This window comes from Aminobacter sp. MDW-2, assembly GCF_014250155.1.
Taxonomy (GTDB): domain Bacteria; phylum Pseudomonadota; class Alphaproteobacteria; order Rhizobiales; family Rhizobiaceae; genus Aminobacter; species Aminobacter ciceronei.
In genome coordinates this window covers 68,988-87,212 of record NZ_CP060200.1, presented here as the reverse complement: position 1 = coordinate 87,212, position 18,225 = coordinate 68,988, and the positions used below count along the sequence as shown (strand labels likewise).

13 protein-coding genes and 1 pseudogene are annotated in these 18,225 nt (G+C 57.2%); 2 read left to right on the top strand and 12 right to left on the bottom strand.

What is annotated here, in order from left to right; translation table 11 throughout:
• Window positions 1-96: 96 nt before the first annotated feature.
• Entirely contained in the window at window positions 97-1,257 is a 1,161-nt protein-coding gene (locus tag H5P29_RS32220; protein ID WP_093037061.1) for an iron-containing alcohol dehydrogenase, read from the bottom strand.
• A 50-nt stretch (window positions 1,258-1,307) separates the two neighbouring features.
• Between H5P29_RS32220 and H5P29_RS33080 the strand changes: the two are divergent.
• Window positions 1,308-1,442 (top strand): annotated as a pseudogene (locus tag H5P29_RS33080) (hypothetical protein); the annotation flags it as partial.
• Between the two features lie 332 nt (window positions 1,443-1,774).
• Here the strand turns inward: H5P29_RS33080 and H5P29_RS32210 are convergent.
• The 11 genes from H5P29_RS32210 to H5P29_RS32160 form a co-directional block, all read right to left on the bottom strand.
• Complete coding sequence (locus H5P29_RS32210; protein ID WP_093037055.1) at window positions 1,775-3,211, bottom strand: aldehyde dehydrogenase family protein; 1,437 nt, start codon at window positions 3,209-3,211, stop codon at window positions 1,775-1,777.
• 125 nt (window positions 3,212-3,336) lie between these two features.
• Window positions 3,337-4,851 (bottom strand): class I adenylate-forming enzyme family protein, encoded by a 1,515-nt coding sequence (locus H5P29_RS32205; protein ID WP_093037052.1) that lies wholly within the window; start codon window positions 4,849-4,851, stop codon window positions 3,337-3,339.
• A 269-nt stretch (window positions 4,852-5,120) separates the two neighbouring features.
• Window positions 5,121-5,810, bottom strand: coding sequence for a glutathione S-transferase N-terminal domain-containing protein (locus H5P29_RS32200; RefSeq protein WP_093037049.1), 690 nt, complete (start codon window positions 5,808-5,810; stop codon window positions 5,121-5,123).
• 13 nt (window positions 5,811-5,823) lie between these two features.
• Complete coding sequence (locus H5P29_RS32195; RefSeq protein WP_093037046.1) at window positions 5,824-7,476, bottom strand: FAD-binding oxidoreductase; 1,653 nt, start codon at window positions 7,474-7,476, stop codon at window positions 5,824-5,826.
• A gap of 270 nt (window positions 7,477-7,746) precedes the next feature.
• On the bottom strand, window positions 7,747-8,013 hold the full coding sequence (locus H5P29_RS32190) for a hypothetical protein (protein ID WP_139274565.1): 267 nt from the start codon (window positions 8,011-8,013) through the stop codon (window positions 7,747-7,749).
• A gap of 797 nt (window positions 8,014-8,810) precedes the next feature.
• Complete coding sequence (gene gorA, locus H5P29_RS32185) at window positions 8,811-10,193, bottom strand: glutathione-disulfide reductase (protein ID WP_093037043.1); 1,383 nt, start codon at window positions 10,191-10,193, stop codon at window positions 8,811-8,813.
• Window positions 10,194-10,281: 88 nt separating this feature from the next.
• The gene (locus H5P29_RS32180) at window positions 10,282-11,931 is read right to left on the bottom strand and encodes a GMC family oxidoreductase (protein WP_093037040.1); all 1,650 of its coding nucleotides are present in this window, start codon (window positions 11,929-11,931) and stop codon (window positions 10,282-10,284) included.
• A gap of 75 nt (window positions 11,932-12,006) precedes the next feature.
• Window positions 12,007-12,957: a carbohydrate ABC transporter permease gene (locus H5P29_RS32175; RefSeq protein ID WP_093037037.1), complete on the bottom strand. Its 951-nt coding sequence runs from the start codon at window positions 12,955-12,957 to the stop codon at window positions 12,007-12,009.
• 3 nt (window positions 12,958-12,960) lie between these two features.
• Window positions 12,961-13,833, bottom strand: a complete 873-nt coding sequence (locus tag H5P29_RS32170) for a carbohydrate ABC transporter permease (protein ID WP_093037034.1) — start codon at window positions 13,831-13,833, stop codon at window positions 12,961-12,963.
• Window positions 13,834-13,891: 58 nt separating this feature from the next.
• Window positions 13,892-15,241, bottom strand: coding sequence for an ABC transporter substrate-binding protein (locus H5P29_RS32165; protein WP_154386605.1), 1,350 nt, complete (start codon window positions 15,239-15,241; stop codon window positions 13,892-13,894).
• A gap of 209 nt (window positions 15,242-15,450) precedes the next feature.
• The gene (locus H5P29_RS32160) at window positions 15,451-16,569 is read right to left on the bottom strand and encodes an ABC transporter ATP-binding protein (RefSeq protein WP_093037028.1); all 1,119 of its coding nucleotides are present in this window, start codon (window positions 16,567-16,569) and stop codon (window positions 15,451-15,453) included.
• Between the two features lie 242 nt (window positions 16,570-16,811).
• Between H5P29_RS32160 and H5P29_RS32155 the strand changes: the two genes are divergently transcribed.
• The gene (locus tag H5P29_RS32155; RefSeq protein WP_093037338.1) at window positions 16,812-18,029 is read left to right on the top strand and encodes a CaiB/BaiF CoA-transferase family protein; all 1,218 of its coding nucleotides are present in this window, start codon (window positions 16,812-16,814) and stop codon (window positions 18,027-18,029) included.
• Window positions 18,030-18,225 lie beyond the last annotated feature (196 nt).

Below are 18,225 nucleotides of genomic sequence, written 5' to 3'. Positions count from 1 at the left end.
GTCACCATAGATGTCGTTATCCATCCAGCCGTGGTGATTGTGCGAAACGCGTTGTAGGCATTGCGCGACGTGGGTGAAGACCGCTCGCTCATCGTCTCACCATGCCGCGCGATAGATGGCGAGCGCATCCGGCTCCGAGACATTGCGCGGATTGTTGACCAACAACCGCTGCTGCTTCATCGCATCCGCCGCCATCTTTTTCAGATGCTCTTCGCCGATGCCGACATCCCGCAGGCGCGGCTGCAGGCCAAGTCTTTTCGATAGCGAGGCCAGTTCCTCAATGAACGCCGCGCAGCGCCCCTGCACACCTTCCTCTTGTGCGAGACGTGGGAAAGCGTCCGTGGCGATCTCGGCGTAGAGATGGGCGGCGTCGGGCGCGTTGAAGCACAGGACATGCGGCAGGACAAGTGCGTTCGAGAGGCCGTGCGGGACATGGAACGTCCCCCCGATCGGATAGGCAAGCGCGTGGACGGCGGCCACCGGCGAATTGGCGAAGGCTTGACCGGCGAGCATGGAGCCGAGCAACATCGCCCCCCTCGCCTCGACATCCTTACCGTCAAGCACCGCTTTTTCGATGCTGGCGCCGATGAGTTGCAGGGCCTGTCTGGCCAGCATCTTCGACAGCGGATTGTTGTTGGCGTTCTTCGAGGCATAGGCTTCGATTGCGTGCACCATCGCGTCGACGCCGGTGGCTGCGGTGATTGCCGGCGGCAGGCCCAGCGTTAGTTCCGGATCGAGCACCGCAATGTCCGGCAGGATGATAGCGCTGGACACGCCGCGCTTCTCCTCGTCACCGACGGTAATGATTGAAACCGGGGTGACTTCCGAGCCTGTTCCTGCCGTGGTGGGCGCCAGCACCAGAGGCAGGCGCGGTCCCTTCGCCTGCGCCACGCCCCAGGCGCCGTCGATGTCTTCGCCGGAGCCGAGAAGAAGTGCGGCCACTTTCGCCACGTCGAGCGACGAGCCGCCGCCGAAGCCTGCGACGCCGGTCGCGCCGGCTGAACGACCATTTTCCACCGCCTTCATCACGGTCGCCAGCGAAGGATCGGCTTCAACGGAATCGAAAATCGCAACCGACGCTCCGACGCTTTCCAGTGAGGCGATGGCTGCGTCGCACAGGCCGAGTTTGCGCAGGCCGGGATCGGTCACGAACAGCACCGTCGGGCCCAGCCGTTTGCCTGCGATCGCGCCGAAGCGCTTGGCCGAACCGGCTTCGAAGACGATCGAGGGGGTCGTATTGAAGGTGAAGGCTTGCATCGGGCGAATTCCTCTAGAGTCAGACGGCCGGAACGACTGGCTTTTCGACCAGATCACGCGTGTTCAAACTGATGCCGCCGCAGTTTACGCTGCTGCAGTTGCAGCAGCGCGCGGTGGAGGCGCATGCCGGCCGTCTGGTCCACAAGCAGAATTTTCGCCGGCTGATCGAACAGCAGGAACTGGTGGTTGATCCGCTATCACGGCTTCCTAGGAGGCCCGTGGGAACATCTCTTGCTCTAGTTCAGGCGCCGACCTCGTAGTATCGCAGAGTGCATTATTTGGCAGATCCCGAGCATGCTTCGACCTCACGAAGCGTTCCGGCTGCACGAGCTGCTTCTTCCCTGAGTAATTGGCGCCGCCAGTACCTGCCTGGCAATCGCGGCAGGTGTTATTCGACTCTCGCGCGGCCGAGCGAGGCAAGGTCGCCCCGGCGGGATCGTTCCAGCGGCCTGCGCCATGGGCGAAGCCGTCACGGCGCGGGCACCTCGGGGCTGGTAAGCGGACCGGCATTAGCCCGTCAGGCCAGCGTATAGGCCGTTTTGACGGTCGTGTAGAACTCGGCGGCGTAGCGGCCCTGTTCGCGAGGGCCGAAGCTCGATGCCTTGCGGCCGCCGAACGGCACATGGAAGTCGACGCCGCCAGTGGGCAGATTGACAAAAATCATGCCGGCGTCGGCATTGCGCTTATAGTGCGTCGCATGTTTCAGGCTGGCCGTGCAGATCCCCGAGGACAGGCCGAATGCCGTATCGTTCGCGGTCTCCAGCGCCTCTTCATAATTCTTGACACGAATTACCGCCGCGACGGGACCAAAAATCTCTTCGCGGCTGATGCGCATATTATTGGTTGCCTCGGTGAACAAGGCAGGCTGCAAGAAGAAGCCGGGCGTCTCACGGTTCAGCCTTTCGCCTCCACACACCAGCTTAGCGCCCTCCTCACGGCCAATGGCGATATACTTCTCGTCCTGACTGAGTTGGTTCTCGTCCACCACCGGACCGATCTGCGTTCCCGGCTTGAGCGCGTCGTCGACGACGAGGCTCCTAAGCTTTTCGGTAACTGCCGAGACAAAACGATCGTGGATGCCTTCGGTGACGATCAGCCGTGAGGAAGCCGTGCAGCGCTGGCCAGTTAAGAAGTATGCACCGTTGACGGCGCAGTCGACCGCCACGTTGAGGTCCGCATCATCGAGCACGACCAGCGGATTCTTACCGCCCATCTCGAGTTGGAACTTCCTGCCGTGTTCGACGCAGGAGGCCGCCACACGCCGGCCGGTCTCCACTGAGCCTGTGAAGCTTATCGCATCTACGTCGGGGCTATCGAGCATGGTCTGGCCGACGACCGAACCACGGCCCATTACGAGATTGAGTACGCCCTTTGGCAGCCCGGCGCGGTGGAGAATGTCAACCAGCTCCCAAGCGCAGCCAGGGGTGAGATCAGCCGGCTTGAATACCACAGTGTTGCCGTAGCAGAGCGCCGGCGCAATTTTCCACGCCGGAATGGCGATTGGGAAGTTCCACGGCGTGATGATAGCGATCACGCCGACCGGCTCACGCGTCACATCCACCACGACACCCCGACGCACAGAGGGCAACGTTTCGCCGGCCAGCCGTAGCGTTTCGCCCGCGAAGTAATCGAAAACCTGGGCCGCACGAATCGTTTCGCCGACTGCTTCGGCCAACGATTTGCCTTCCTCGCGCGACAAAAGTCGGCCGAGTTCGTCCTTGCGGGCGAGAATTTCGTCTGCCGCCTTGCGCAACACCGCGTGACGCTCCAAAGGGCTCGTGCGCGACCATGTCGGGAACGTACGTTTAGCGGCGGCGATCGCGGCTTGGGAGTCAGCTCGAGTAGCACGCGCATAGGTGCCGACGACTTCGTTGGTGTTGGAGGGGTTAATGTTCGGCGCGGCTTCGCCTTCGACCCAAGCTCCATCGATCAGGTTAGCATGCAAGGTTGTCATGGCGAGGCGGGTTCTCCATATCGAGTTTTTTGCGGGATTGCGGACCTTGTCGGAGATACTATATGGGTCGGACTCATGGTCCAGAGCGCTTCGGAAGGAAGTGTCGAACCGACAGCTCAAACTATCTAGAGATATTTCTTCAAGTCGTTCTTCTTTATCTTTCCATTCGGAGCGACCGGCAAATCGTGCATAACGATAATCTGTTGCGGCAGCTTATACTGGGCAAGGCGGCTCTTCAGAAAGGACTTAATCTCATCCACCTCGCACTGCCGTTCAGGCAACATTTCAACGAAGGCAATAATTTCCTCATTTCCCTCAACAGGACGTCCGAGCACGGCGGAATTTAGAATGCTGGGATGTGCATTCAGGGCGGCTTCGACTTCCGGAGGATAGACATTGAAGCCGGAGCGAATGATCAATTCCTTTGATCGGCCTTGAATAACCAGTTCGCCGCGTTCGTTGCGACTGACGATATCGCCTGTGTGAAGATAGCCATCCTCGTCGATAACTTCGGCGGTCGCTTTCGGCTGGCGATAGTATCCCAACATCACATTGGGGCCCCGGACCAGCAATTCTCCCGGCTTTCCCTCTGGGACATCGAGACCGTCAGGCCCGACGATCCGGATCTCGACCCCTTCTATCGGTGGACCAATATGGATGTCGTCGGTGCCAATCGAATAGTGAGACCGGCTGATCGTCGGCGACGTTTCAGTCAATCCGTATCCGTTCTGTAAGACCACGCCGAACAGCCGTTCGACATTTTTACGCAGTGACAGGTCGAGCGGCGCGGTGCCCGTGTAGACGTACCGGAGGTTATTTGGCGTGAGCTTTTCGCCCGTCTGTTCAACATGTGCCACCACCCGTGTCAGCATGGCTGGAACGGCGTTGAAAACCGTCAACTCTCCGCTGCGAACAGCATCTAGGGCCTCCTGTAGTGAAAATCGTGGCATAATTTTCATACGCGCGCCAGCGTACAACATGCCTTGCATCAACACGAGCCCGTACGAATGAGATATCGGCATGACACACAGGGCGACATCATCGGGAGCGAGAGACTGTGTTCGTCTTCCCCTGCTTGAGACGAAAATCAAATTGCGATGGCTAAGCATGACGCCCTTAGGGCGCCCCGTGGTCCCGGTAGTATAGATCAGAACGGCGACTTGCTCTGCGGATCCTTCGTGAACTTCTTCCGGCTGGCTGTTCTCATTTAACGGACCAACCGTTACGGCGCCGATATCAGTAAAGAGCCGAACATCAGCATTGCCGTCGTCCGCATTTTGTGCAGACAAGTTGGAATCGGTGCGAAATATACGCCGCGGCTGGCAATCCTCTTCAATAAGGGCAAGTTCATGCTTGCTGAGCCGGGCATTCGCTAGCACCGCCCATGCATCCAACCGGCTTGCTGCATACATTAGAACCACAGCCCTGATCGAGTTTTCGCAGATGATCATCACCCGATCACCCTGCCGAACCCCGAGTTGTCGCATTTCATCAGAGACAGCTGCGACCGTGTCGATCAGCCGGCGGAAGGACCAATCAATCCCGTTTTCATCTGTAAAGGCGATACGGGAGTCGCCGAACGTTGCCCCTTCCTCCAAGATCATATGAATGCGACGAGGCAGCTCGGCCAAAAAATCCATCTCAATTTCCCCAAATCCTGATAGCCTGCGCGGCAATTGGTATATCCAATTTGGTCATCCAATTTACTGGCTGTCAAGTAGATAGTGGATCCATCAGCCGAGTTCGTGGTCACGTATTGGGCGATTTCAAACGGCATTTCGGCCGCGCAAAATTTCCAAGATCCTGCGCCAGCCCCATAGGGACCGCCCTGCATCAACTGCCCCTACGCGGCCTCAGGCGCGACGAATAGACCGCCGCGCCTGAGGCCTGGGAGGATTTTGTGTGATTGTTACGAACTGCCGTTCTTTCCGAACATATTCTTCCAAGCGTCGGTGCCCGGCTTCGCTTCCCACTGCTTGCTGTCGGACAATGTGTCTATGCCCGCACGAACCCCCGGACGGTCTTTGATCGCCTGGTACCAACGATCAATGTTCGGGTACTCCGACAGGTCGCGTCGATGCAATTTCCGCGTGCGAACCCAAGGGAATGTGCTGATGTCAGCGATAGAATACTCGCCGGCGAGATATTCATATTCGGCAAGGCGCTTCTCGAGAATGTTGTATATTCGACCAACTTCCCGGTCGTAACGTTCGATGGCGTAATCGATCTTCTCAGTCGCATACACCATGAAATGATGTGCTTGGCCCAGCATTGGGCCCATCGTGGTATTCTGAAACACAAGCCACTTTAGCGTATCGTATCGTTTTTCCGGGTCCTGAGAAAGGAACTTTCCGGACTTTTCCGCAAGATAGAGTAGAACAACCGCCGATTCAAAAACAGCGTAAGGCTTGTTGTGCGGGCCATCGTGGTCAACGATGGCCGGCACTTTGTTGTTTGGATTGATCTTCAGGAATTCCGGCTCAAATTGCTTTCCTGCGGTTATATCAACCGGAATAACACGGTACTCCAAGTCCAGCTCTGCAAGCATTATAGCGGCTTTATACCCGTTGGGGGTTGGCCAGAAGTATAGATCAATCATCGCTGAAGAACCCCTATCCGACGATCTTGAGCCCTGTGGGCTTGTCGACGATCAGCCCAGGATTCAACATCCACTTCGGGTCCAGCTCGGTCTTGGCGGCTGCCAGCACACGGCGGAACAACGGATCGACTTCTTTGTCGTACCAAGGACGGAACGATTTGCCGACAGCATGATGGTGCGTGATGGTGGCGCCGAGCTCTATTAGGGCGTCCGACGCCACGTCGTGGAGCATCGAATAGGCTTCGAGGCTGTTGGCATGTGTCGAAGGAGCCATGATCGAGTAGTATGGAGCCGGACCGTCCGGATACAGGAAGGAGAACCTGCGGCAGACGATGCCACCGCCAAGATGTTCCTTCTGGGCCGTTCGCACGCGACGCATGATCTCGGTATCGACTTCTTCGAACCGATCCCAAGTATAGGCGGTTTCGAACGTGAAGCTCACGATTCCCATCGCAGCGCGCGTATGCATCAGCCGGGGCAGATACCTGAACTGGTGCCGCCAGTTACCCTGCGGCCCGCTGCGGCTGGTTTCCAGCGCGTTGTCTGCTGTTCCCGCGCGCTGCTTCACGACGCCACCGAAGTCCTTGCAGATTTCGAGACCACGCTCCAGCCATGCGTCCACCGGATGGTCGGCGGATTCGAAGCCCAGCAGCAAGACGGAATCGGTGCCGTCTCCAGCGCCGTAGAATTTGGCGTCCTGCTCGTCGAGATAGCGAGCGTTCGCCGGGAACAGTCCCGCTTGGGTGATTTGACGGACGGCCTTGGCACCCTCATAGAACGACTTGAAGGAGATCGATGCATTCGCACGGAATTTCACACGCCCCTGCAGACGCATCCATGCATCAGTGATGATGCCCATCGTGCCTTCAGACCCGATGAACATGCGATCCGGATTTGGTCCCGCACCTGAGGCAGGCAGCCGGCGATTCTGGATCGTCCCCGCTGGCGTGACGACGCGCAGGCTTTCCACCATGTCGTCGATATGCGTGAGATGGGTCGCATAGTGACCGGACGACCGGGTTGCGATCCAGCCGCCCAGCGATGAGAATTCCCACGATTGCGGAATATGGCGCAGGGTGAGGCCGTGCGGCTTCAGTTGTTCTTCCAGAGCCGGCCCGAGAATGCCTGCCTGGATCCGCGCGCAGCGTGACACAGGGTCGATTTCGAGAATCTGGTTGAGGTTGCCCAGGTCAATAACGACCACGCCGGGAAAGGCGTCGCGCTCGGGACCCCAGAAGCCTCCTGTGACGCTCGATCCACCGCCATACGGTATGCATGCATAGCCGTTTTCGCCACACCAGTCGAAGATGGCGGCAATATCTTCTTCGTCGCGCGGATAGGCCACGACGTCCGGAGCCTTCTTGAAATCGCGCCGGTAGATAAGGGTCATGTCCTTAAAACCCTTACCGTAGGTATGGACAACTCTGTCCCACTTTTCCGTGGTGCAGAAATCTTCCAGCGTTCGCGGGATCTTTATGCGCGACGGATAAAGTTCAATCTCATCAAGGGTCGGGTCCGAGAGAACTTCGATATCCTTAATCCCAAGCCGCTGCTCCACGCGGTCTCGCATGGTACGGATTTCGTCCTGGGAGTTATCTTCACCTTCATATCCCCACGACCAGAATTTCCTTCGCGTGCCATAGTAGCCGCTCTTTTCCTTCGCCACGGCGCTTCCTCCTTCGAGATTTTCGACGTCCAACCATCCAGGTGCGCATCGTTTGGGAAAACATCGCGATCTGGTTTGACCAATTTGGCATATCCAGTTTTCTCAGTCAATGGCTCTCGGAGCAGATCACGCTCCGAACTGCGCCACCGCTATAGTCGCGACCTCGCTTAAGGTCGCCATTGGGGGCGCACACGCTTCCACCGCCATGGCCGTGATCGGGCCAATTCCCGGCGTGGTCCGAAGGTGGGTGTATCCTCCCCGCGTGGGGCTTCACGGCGAAGGATTTCTCCAGCTCTCCAATCTTCGCGGCTCAACCGGTCGACCTGCTCGAGGTACGCGACCAAGGTCGAGGACCAGTTGGGGCATCGCTGGTTCGGCGGCATCAATCGCGGCAGCTAAGGTTTTCAGGTGAGCCGGACCTTGTGGTGCGATGATGCCGCGTTCGGCAAGATGCCCGCGCAAAGCGTCGATCAGCTGCGTCCGCTGGCGCACCTGCACCGACCAGACCAGATACGCCAGCTGAACGTACTCAAGCATCCCTTCGGGCGTGACGGTTTATGTTGCGAGCACGCCGGTCGACTTCCGCAAAGGGGCCGCGCTGTCGGTGAAGGCGGCCTGAATAGAAGCGGCCAATAACTAAAGGAGGTCCCACCCCGCCAATTGCAGCCAATGGCAGGAGATGGCGAAACGGTCACCCCGTCGCTTCCAGAACCTGATGTGTGGACCGGCATGGCGTTAACCAATGTCATCGGGGCTTTGAGGTGGAAGCGGCGAAAACCCATCAACCCATCGAGGCTCGCGGCGAAGACGTTGTCCAGCCGCATCACGCAGCCGGATATACATCAGCAGTTGTGACCATCGATCCTGATCCAGCCGACTGTTGCAATTGGGCGGGGTCCATATACATCCGCACATGGAGCCTCCGAGATCCTGTGGCTATTCAGAGTGCTGCGGTTGACTCAGAGCACTTCGATTAGGAAATGCGTGGCTCGACAGAGGCATGTGCTAATATGTCCTCGTGAATGCTGATCGACATAAATTGCTGATAAATCGACGAATTGTTCTCACGAGTGAAAATGGATGAGTTGAAGGCTGCTGGAAGTTGCCAGCAGCTGAGACGTCCAAATAGCTTATCGCAACGCCTTCGAATCCATCGTTGACTATTATCCACACGCGGTTAGAGGGGCTGTTCATGTGATTAGCCGTTATTAGCTTTCATGGTAGCAAAGATGAGAGCTGCGAGCACCCCTAAGACCGAAGTTCGACCGCCTCAGCATGGTCTTCCCAGCGCATTGAGGTGAAGCAAGAAGAGTCCGACTGACTACACAAATGCATTATCGAACGCAGCGCTTGGTCGGTGTCCGCATCGTGACAAGTTCTTCCGCCGCTGTTGGATGAAGAGCCATTGTTGCATCAAAGTCCTCCTTTACGGCTTTCATTCTTATCGCAATCGCAACTGCCTGGATGATCTCCGCCGCGCCTGATCCGACAATATGGCAGCCGACAACCCTCCCGGAATCTGCATCTACGACGAGCTTCATCATCATTCGTTCGGAGCTGTGGGAGAGGGCGACCTTCATGGGCCGAAAATCCGTTTTGTAGATGTCCACCCTTTCAAACAGGGCACAGGCTTGTGCCTCTGATAGCCCAACGGATCCGACTTCCGGACGCGAGAAAACCGCAGTCGGGATATCCGCATAGTCGACCTGCGTGGGACGCTCGCCAAATACCGAATCTGCAAAGGCCTGGCCCTCGCGCACCGCTACAGGGGTAAGGTTTACGCGGTTTGTCACGTCGCCGACCGCGTAGATATGGGGCACATTGGTCTGCGAGTTCTCGTTGACCGCGACGCCGCCGCTGTCAGGGCTTAGCGCAACGCCAGAATTCTGGAGATTTAGGTCCTGCGTGTTGGGCTTTCGTCCAATCGCAAACATGACTTGGTCTGCGACGAGCTGTTCAGCGTTTGAAAGACTAGCTTTCAATAGCCCGCTGCTTTCGTCAATCCTGTCAACCCTGTTGATCCAGCAGGAGGTGACGACCAGAATTCCCTGCTCCTCCAGAGCACGACGAACATGTGCCCTTACGTCTTCATCAAAACCGCGCAGGATGTTGTCGCTGCGACAAACCAAGGTCACTTTCGAACCGAGACCGGCGAATATGCATGCGAACTCAACCGCAATGTAGCCCCCTCCTTGAATTAGGATCCGCTGCGGCAGTTCACGAAGCTCAAAGACCTTGTCGGACGAGATGACATGCTCGATGCCAGGTATTGCCTCCCCGTGGTTCGGCGTGCTGCCAGTGGCAATAAGTATATTTCGAGCGCGCACCGTCTCCCCATTGGCAAGACGCAAGGTGCGTGCGTCTTGGAACGTTGCGCGCTCTTTCACTAGGCGCGCTCCCGAACGTTCGATCGTCGACGTATATGCCATCTCGAGACGGGCGACTTCCCTGTTTCTGTTTGCCGTCAATACTCCCCAATCGAATTTTGCTGGGGGGACCGACCATCCGAAGCCAGCCGCGTTCCCGATCTCTTTCTGGAGATCTGAAGCGTAGACCATAAGCTTTTTTGGTACGCAGCCACGGATAACGCAGGTGCCGCCGACCCGATCTCCTTCAGCAACGATGACCTTGGCTCCATAGCTAGCAGCGACCCGTGCGGCGCGGACCCCGCCTGAACCACCACCAATTACTGCCAAGTCAACATCAAAATCGGCCATCGTACCCTGCGAGTTCAAAAAATTTGCGAAAACAGCCTGGGCGCTTTTCGCACCGCTACAGCGTTCCTCGGACGATAAACGGAGGCTTTCAGGAGGAGGGCGCGTGGCGCCCGTGCGCAAGCATCTCCCCAGCGATCGGGTGATCACGCGAAACGCTTTCGCCGTGGATGAGTTCGTCAGCGATTTTTTCGGCGATCGCCATAATCGGCAGGTTCGTATTGCCGCTTAGAAGCGTTGGCATCACCGAACCGTCGATCACCCGTACACCATCAACACCGCGGACTTTCATGCTCGGGTCCACGACCGATGCATCGTCAGCGCCCATGCGACAGGTCCCTACGGGGTGATACACCGTCTCGGCCCGCGCTCGCAGGAAAGCCTCCTGCTCGGAGAGATTGCCGAACACTTCCGCATCCAACGGACGTTTTATGAAGTTCTTGAGTGGTCCGCGCATCATCATATCGCACATATCGCGCGTGCCATCTCTCAGGCTCTCGAGGTCTGCACGTTCGGAAGCAAGACGCGGGTCGATCGCCGGTGGAACGGCGGGGTCTCCGCTTCGCAATCTTACCGTACCGCGACTTTGTGGCCTGAGCTGACATACGCGAACAGCGAAACCGTGAGCGATACGCTCGCCGGCCGGCGGATTGCGGAGGACGTTGGCAAAGTGTGCCTGCCACTCCGGCAACGGAGATGATCGGTCAGGGCCCCAAAACGCTCCCGCCTCCACGGCCTGCGAAGCGGCCGGACCATCGCCTTTGAGAATATACCGAGCGCCGGCCATGCCGCCCCTCAGGAGGCCCATATAGGGGGTCAACGTCGTCGGTTGCGATGACTCGAAGCGAACCGCGAGGTCCAGGTGGTCCTGAAGATTCTCGCCCACGCCCGGAAGATCGTGAACGGGTTTGATGCCGAAAGACTTCATATGATCAGCAGGCCCAATACCAGACAGCATCAAAAGCTGCGGCGATCCGATCGCGCCTGCCGTCAGCAGAACCTCTCGATCGCAGTTGATCGTCTTCTCGCGGCCGTTCTGGACCAGGACGATGCCACGGGCACCACCTCTTTCAACGTTAATGCGACGAACATGACTATTGGAGAGGATGGTGAGGTTCGGGCGTCCCTTGGCGCGTTCCAGGTACTTGAATGAGCCGGACCGCTTTCCATTTGCTATCGTAAGTTCGTAGAAACCTGCGCCTATCTGCGAGGGTCCATTGAATCCATGGTTCTCTGGTAAACCGGCGGCGAGGAGGCTGTCGACAAACGCCTGGGCGGTCGGGCGCCGTGGCCCGTAGGAAAGCTTAATGGGCCCGGTGTGCCCACGCGTTCCATTATCAGGTTCAGCGACCAGGCTCGCATCCTCAATCCTGCGCAAATAGGGGAGCATCGCGGCAAAGCTCCACTGAGGCATGCCCCGAGACGCCCACGAATCGTAGTCCCACGGGTTGCAGCGCATAGCGATCATGGAATTGATCGATGACGACCCTCCTATGACCTTCCCTCTGGGGATATAGATCCGGCGATTGTCTAGATGTTGCTGCGGCTCAGTCCAAAACCGCCAGTTGTATCGACCGCTCGTATAGAGAACCTTGATTCCGGCGGGCATATCGACAAACATCGACTTCCCCCCGCCCGCCTCAATCAGCAATACGCTCACATTAGCGTCTTCACTCAGGCGAGTTGCCAGAACACATCCGGCCGAACCTGCACCAACGATAATATAGTCGTAGCTCGCCATAAACCTTCTCCCGATGGTGATGCTTTTGGAATCCAGATCAAAACGCGACCGATCTTCCGCCGCTTTTTGACGGGATCATCCCTTCACCGCACCCGCTGACAGCCCGGCGACGAAGTACCGATAGCAAAAGATAAATATTACAAACAAAGGCAGAGCTATCAGCGAAGCGCCGGCCAAGACTTCACCCCAACGCAAATCATGCGCGCCGAGCAACGACTGCAGAGCAACGGGGAGCGTCTTTCTTTGGTCGCTCATAATAAGTATCAGCGCGAACACATAGTCGGCCCAAGAGAGAAGGAACGAGAAGATGGCGACAGTGATGAGCCCGGGAGCGGACAATGGCAAGACGACCTTGATGAACGCTTCGAACTGAGAACAGCCGTCAACCATCGCAGCCTCCTCAAGGTCAAACGGCATTGACTTGAAGAAACCCCAGAGCAACCACACCGCCAGCGGCAGCGAAATTGCGAGATGGGCGATCAACAGCCCCCACAGTGTGTCGGTGAGGCCGATCGTTCGGAAAGCTGCCGCCATTGGGATGGCCAGCATGAGGGGTGGGAACATGTAGGCAAAAAGCATCGATGCAACGAGCATAGTCTTGCCCCGAAAGCGCAGCCGGGTGGCGCCGTAAGCGACAAATGCCGACAGCACGAGGGAGACGGTAATCGTCGCAACCGCCATCAGAGCGCTGTTCAGAAAATTGACGATATAATTCGTCTGCCGGAAGAGGGAGACGTAAGACGTCAGGTCCGGCGGCCAGAAAACGAGAGATGTATCGAGAAAAAGGCGTTCCGCGGGCCTTAGGCTCGAAATGATCATCCAGTATATCGGAAAGAGTGAATAAAGACAGATAACGAGTACGGTTGCATAAAGGGCAATTTTTGCCGATAGCTTTTTGAATGGTTTCCAGAAAGTGCTTTCCTGAACCTTGCTCCCGTGTTGCAGCGACGATCTCGGACGAATCGGTTCGCGCTCAGGTATCTGGCGACTGGAATCAACGGGCAATCGCTCTACATGGCTCTTCATTTCTTATCGCCCTTGCTTTGCATCATCGATGGGGAACAGGCGCAGATAGATGAGAATGACGCCTGAGAGCAGGAGGAAGGAGATCGTTGCCACAGCGGCGCCCCCGCCCAGGTTGTACTCAATAAACGACTTCCGATAGGCTAAGGTAGGCAAGGTCTCTGTCTGGTTGAGCGGCCCGCCTTTTGTCAAAAGCCATATCAGATCGAACTTGTTGAACATCCAGATGCCACGCAGAAGGATGACCACGATCAGAACCGAGCGTAAGCCTGGTATCGTGATGTGCCAGAATTGCGTCCAAGCACCGGCGCCATCGACGCGAGCAGCTTCGTAAAGTTGCGTTGGGATCGTCTGCAAACCAGCTAGAACGCAGGTTACGACAAAAGGTGTCCACAACCACACACTGACGAGTATGATTGTGCCTTTGGCCGTGAAGGCATGAGAACTCCAATCGAGCATTCCAACACCGATGGATGCCAGAGCGGTCTTTACCAATCCGTAGTTTGGCTCGAGAATCCATTGGGCCACTAGGCAGGCGACAACTGTCGGCAGGAAGTAGGGAAGAATAGCGATCGAACGTGCAATGGTCTGGCCAACAAAGCGCTTGTTAAGCACCATCGCTATTCCAACGCCCAGAACTACCTGCAGGACAATCGACGAAAGCGCGATTGTGAGGCCGTTCGTCAACGAATTCCAGAAAAGAGGATCTTGCAATACCTTGATGTAGTTGCTCAGGCCGACCCACTCGGGTTCGCTCATAAACGAACGGGCCGAATAGAATGATAGCATAACCGCGTAAATCAACGGGCCGCCAATAATAAATGCGAGCAAGGAGATACTGCCAATAAACAATGCAACAATTCGCCGGTCCTGAACCATAAGAATCATCCCTTGAACGAACGATCGGGGCGGCAGCGGAGGCCGCCCCGATCTGCAGTTAGATGACGGAGCGAATGCGTTGCGCAGTCGCGGCGACGCAATCAGCCGACGAGGCGTTGCCGAGGACTTTCTGCTGGAGCATTTCCGGCATGACATTCGCGATGAATACGTTACAAGCACGCATGTCGATCGAAGGACCGCTGGTGTCGATTGCCATGATCTTGATGTTGTCGCCTTCAATGTAGGACTTCATCGTCATCATCGTATTCCAATGCTTCTTGATCATGGGATGGCTCTTCCAACGCTCGTTCTCATAGATGTCCAGGCGCGCCGGATGGTTGTTCATCCATGCTGAAAGCAGCCAATCGACGTAATGCTCTTCTGCAAACCACTGAAGGAACTTAATCGCCTCCTCGCTTTGGTTCGACTTCCCTACGCAGAAGCCGTCAAAAGCATATGAAAGTGCCTTTTGACCGGTACTACCAGGCGAGGGGAATATTCCGTACTTATCGGCGAGTTCTGGGTTAGTCGCTTCAAGCGCTTCGACCAACCGACCAGAATAGACACTGTGTGCCGCCTTTCCGGTGGCGAAGAGACTCATTAGTTGAGCATAACTCACGGCGTTCATGCCGGGCGGCATCGTCTTGTACAACTCGCCGTAGAAATCCAAGAAGCGCGTGGCACGATCAGCGTTCTCGCCCTGGTCGAAAACGACATTCCAGTCTTTGTCAAAGAGCTCCGCGCCTTCGGCGAACATATTGCCGAAGCTCGCCCAGTTGGTCGAGCTGTCGCTTGCAAGAGGTATGACACAGCCGCCGACGTCAACATTTCCACCATTAACGACTGTAAGCGCTTGGCAGTTCTTCAAGAAGTCGTCCCACGTCTCCGGTATCTTCAGACCTTTCTGGGCATAGAGGTCTTTCCGGTAATAATTTACGACGAGGTTGTAATCGAACGGATAGTACCAGTTCTCACCTTGATACTCCCATGCGGCCTTCTTGCCCCAGTCATACTTTTTGACCAGGTCGGTCACCGGGACGATGGCGCCGGCGTGAATATACTCCAAGATTCCAGCGATGAACCCGGAAGTCATGATGTCATAGGGCTGGCCGGCAGCGACCGCCGCCATCACTTTTTGCATCGTGCCGCTAATGGGGCTCGAATCGACGATTATCTTGACGCCGAATTTGCTTTCGTAGTCGTCGCACGCTTTTTTCAGGGCTGCCTGACTAGCGACCGAAGTTTCGTTGTTGAGAAACCGAAGCGTGACGCCGGACTGGGCCCGCACCACCGCAGGCGCCGCGAGGCTTGCTGCTCCGACGGCGGCAGCGGATTTAAGAAAGTTGCGGCGGGTCATGCCGGACAAGCCTACCGCCATTCTCACTCTACCTGGAATGTAAATGCTCATTTCCTGCTCCTCCCTTGTTAACTTGTCAGTTCAAGCCAAATGCCAAGAATTAACGTCGCCGGTATCGAGTATAGCGTTGACCCTCCTTTATGACGCTCCAGAGGTGCTATCGTTAGGACGCGACACAGAGCTCCTACTGAAGTCCGGTGACGCCCTCCACGGTCCAGGGGCGCAGTATCAGCCTGACCCGCCGCTCTCGCAGGGGGCCATTACGCATTTTCCATTACGCCGATTTTGCCGCCCGTTTGCGCCATCCGCAGCGACGCACCGCTAATGGAGTCGAACAGGTGAAGCCGCTCACTCGGGAAGGCGATAGGGAGTTTGTCACCGGCGCGGATTTCATCACGACGCTGGAGGACGGCACGCATCTTATGGCCGGCCAGCGTGCCCATGAGATAAGTCTGCGCTCCGATCTGCTCGACCAAGTTCACGGTCATCTCAAGCGGCGAGCCGTTAGAGATGACGAGGTGCTCGGGCCGGATTCCAAGCGTCACGTTCTGTCCGCTCCTGGCGAAGGTCTTTTCTGGTATGCCTACCGAAAGGTCTCCCGATCGCACCTCGAGCCGCCCGCTTGCGTCGGACAACTGCCCGTCGATCAGGTTCATTTCGGGCGAACCGATAAACCCGGCTACGAACGTGTTTGCAGGCCGATCGTAGAGTTCGAGAGGCTTCCCAGCCTGTTGGATCAGGCCATCGCGCATGATCACGATACGGTCTCCAAGCGTCATTGCTTCGACCTGGTCATGTGTCACGAAGATCATCGTTGCCCCGAGACGGGCATGGAGCGTCGCGATTTCTTCCCGCATCTTGACGCGCAGCTTCGCATCCAGATTGGAAAGCGGCTCGTCCAGAAGGAAAACATCGGGGTCCCGCACGAGCGCACGCCCGAGTGCCACACGCTGCATCTGCCCGCCCGACAGCTGTCGCGGTTTGCGGTGGAGCAGGGATTCGAGGTCTAGGCTGGCCGCTGCAGCCCTCACGCGCCGGTCGATCTCCTGCTTCGCTTCACCGCGCACCCGTAGGCCGAACGCCATGTTGTCGTAGACCGACTTCTGCGGATACAGCGCATAGTTCTGAAAGACCATCGCAACATTGCGATCTTTCGGTGGCAGACCGGTGACATCCCGCCCGCCGATCGTGATGGTGCCCGACGTGGTGTCGTCGAGGCCAGCGATCATCCGCAGTGTCGTCGATTTTCCGCATCCCGAAGGACCGACAAAAACAACGAGCTCGCCGTCTTCTACCTCTAGGGAGAATTTATTAACGGCCCAAGGGCCCTGGTCGCCACCAAACGACTTGGAGACATTTTGGAGCGATATTCGCGCCATGCAGCAAAACCTCCCTAAACGTGATCCCCAGTGCGGGCATCGCAGGCCGCCCTCCCGGCGGCCTTGTTGTAGACCAATTTGGATAGACCAGATTCGCAGTTTCGTCAATGTCTGCGACGTGGATTTGATATTGCCCCGGATGGGTGGGCGCCAAAATTGGATTGACCAATCTGGTAACTCCAGTTACGCATTACCCACAGCTTCTGTAAAGAAGCTATTAATCTCGAATGTGGGTTGTTGATATGGCAGGACCGTTAAGCGGATACCAAATTCTCGATTTATCGAGGATTCTTGCGGGCCCTTGGCTCGGGCAGCTCTTGGCCGATCTAGGGGCGACGGTTTGGAAAATCGAACGCCCGTTCACCGGCGACGACACTCGCCACTGGGGGCCACCGCATCTTGATGGAACAACCGAGAGTGCCTACTTCCTGAGCGCCAATCGCGGCAAGCACTCGATTTGCGTGGACATCGCCACGCAAGCAGGCGCGGACATCGTTCGATCTCTGGTCAGGAAGACCGACGTTCTCATAGAGAACTATAAAGTCGGCGACATGAAACGGTATGGGCTAGACTATGAAGCGCTCCGGCTCATAAAGCCGGACATCGTGTACTGCTCCATTACGGGATACGGCCAGACCGGCCCGATGAAAAACGTAGCCGGATACGACATGGCCATCCAAGCCATATCCGGGCTGATGAGCATCACGGGCGAGGCGGACGACAAGCCCGGCGGCGGCCCTCAGAAGGTCGGCGTCCCGATTTCCGATCTCCTCACTGGAATGTATAGCGCAACAGGTGTGCTGTCGGCGTTGTTGCATCGCGAGCGGACGGGCGAGGGCCAGCATATCGACATGGCGCTTCTTGATGTCCAGCTTGCCGCTCTGGCCAACCAGAACTTGAACTATCTGACCACGGGGAAGCCGCCGCGCCGATATGGAAACGCCCATCCGAACATCGTGCCCTATCAGGTGTTCAAATCGAGCAACGGATCATTCGTGCTTGCGGTGGGGAACGACCAGCAGTTCAGGAAGTTCTGCACGGCGTCCCGGCTGCAAGTGCTCTGCGACGACCCCCGTTTCACCACAAACACGGATCGCTTGGAAAACCGCGACGCTCTGATCCCGATCGTGGCCGAACGCCTTGCCCAGGAACCAACCGAGCACTGGATCGCGCTTCTCGAACCCATCGGCGTACCATGCGCATCGATCAACCGACTCGACCAGGCATTCGTGCATCCGCAGGTCGTCCATCGCGAATTGCAGATCAATCTTCCCCACACCACGGGCAAGACCGTGCCGCTCGTGGCCAATCCGATCAAATTCTCTCAGACAGAAATTGAGTACACCATCAGCCCCCCCATGCTTGGGGAGCATACGAAGCACATCCTCAATTCAATCCTCAACATCGGCGACGATGAAATATCGCGACTTGAGAAGGACAAGATTATCTATTGCGGATGATTCAGGGCCGGCTGCGTGCGCTCCGGATTCGGTCTCAGCCGTTCGACGCGCCAAGGTCATCGCGGGCGAGCCGCCGCAGCGAATATCGCGCTTCCCCTTCGCTCCGGATTCTCGCGCGGCGCGCGGGAAATAGCTGTGATGCTCGTGAGTCTGCTTGTCGCGAGCCTGCGCATCTCGTGTGCCTTCGATGAAGGCG

Bases quoted from the DNA above. Each gene is read 5' to 3' on its own strand.
- H5P29_RS32220 (WP_093037061.1), bottom strand. From the start codon at position 1,257: ATGCAAGCCTTCACCTTCAATACGACCCCCTCGATCGTCTTCGAAGCC.
- H5P29_RS32210 (WP_093037055.1), bottom strand. From the start codon at position 3,211: ATGACAACCTTGCATGCTAACCTGATCGATGGAGCTTGGGTCGAAGGC.
- H5P29_RS32205 (WP_093037052.1), bottom strand. From the start codon at position 4,851: ATGGATTTTTTGGCCGAGCTGCCTCGTCGCATTCATATGATCTTGGAG.
- H5P29_RS32200 (WP_093037049.1), bottom strand. From the start codon at position 5,810: ATGATTGATCTATACTTCTGGCCAACCCCCAACGGGTATAAAGCCGCT.
- H5P29_RS32190 (WP_139274565.1), bottom strand. From the start codon at position 8,013: ATGCTTGAGTACGTTCAGCTGGCGTATCTGGTCTGGTCGGTGCAGGTG.
- gorA (WP_093037043.1), bottom strand. From the start codon at position 10,193: ATGGCCGATTTTGATGTTGACTTGGCAGTAATTGGTGGTGGTTCAGGC.
- H5P29_RS32180 (WP_093037040.1), bottom strand. From the start codon at position 11,931: ATGGCGAGCTACGACTATATTATCGTTGGTGCAGGTTCGGCCGGATGT.
- H5P29_RS32175 (WP_093037037.1), bottom strand. From the start codon at position 12,957: ATGAAGAGCCATGTAGAGCGATTGCCCGTTGATTCCAGTCGCCAGATA.
- H5P29_RS32170 (WP_093037034.1), bottom strand. From the start codon at position 13,833: ATGGTTCAGGACCGGCGAATTGTTGCATTGTTTATTGGCAGTATCTCC.
- H5P29_RS32165 (WP_154386605.1), bottom strand. From the start codon at position 15,241: ATGAGCATTTACATTCCAGGTAGAGTGAGAATGGCGGTAGGCTTGTCC.
- H5P29_RS32160 (WP_093037028.1), bottom strand. From the start codon at position 16,569: ATGGCGCGAATATCGCTCCAAAATGTCTCCAAGTCGTTTGGTGGCGAC.
- H5P29_RS32155 (WP_093037338.1), top strand. From the start codon at position 16,812: ATGGCAGGACCGTTAAGCGGATACCAAATTCTCGATTTATCGAGGATT.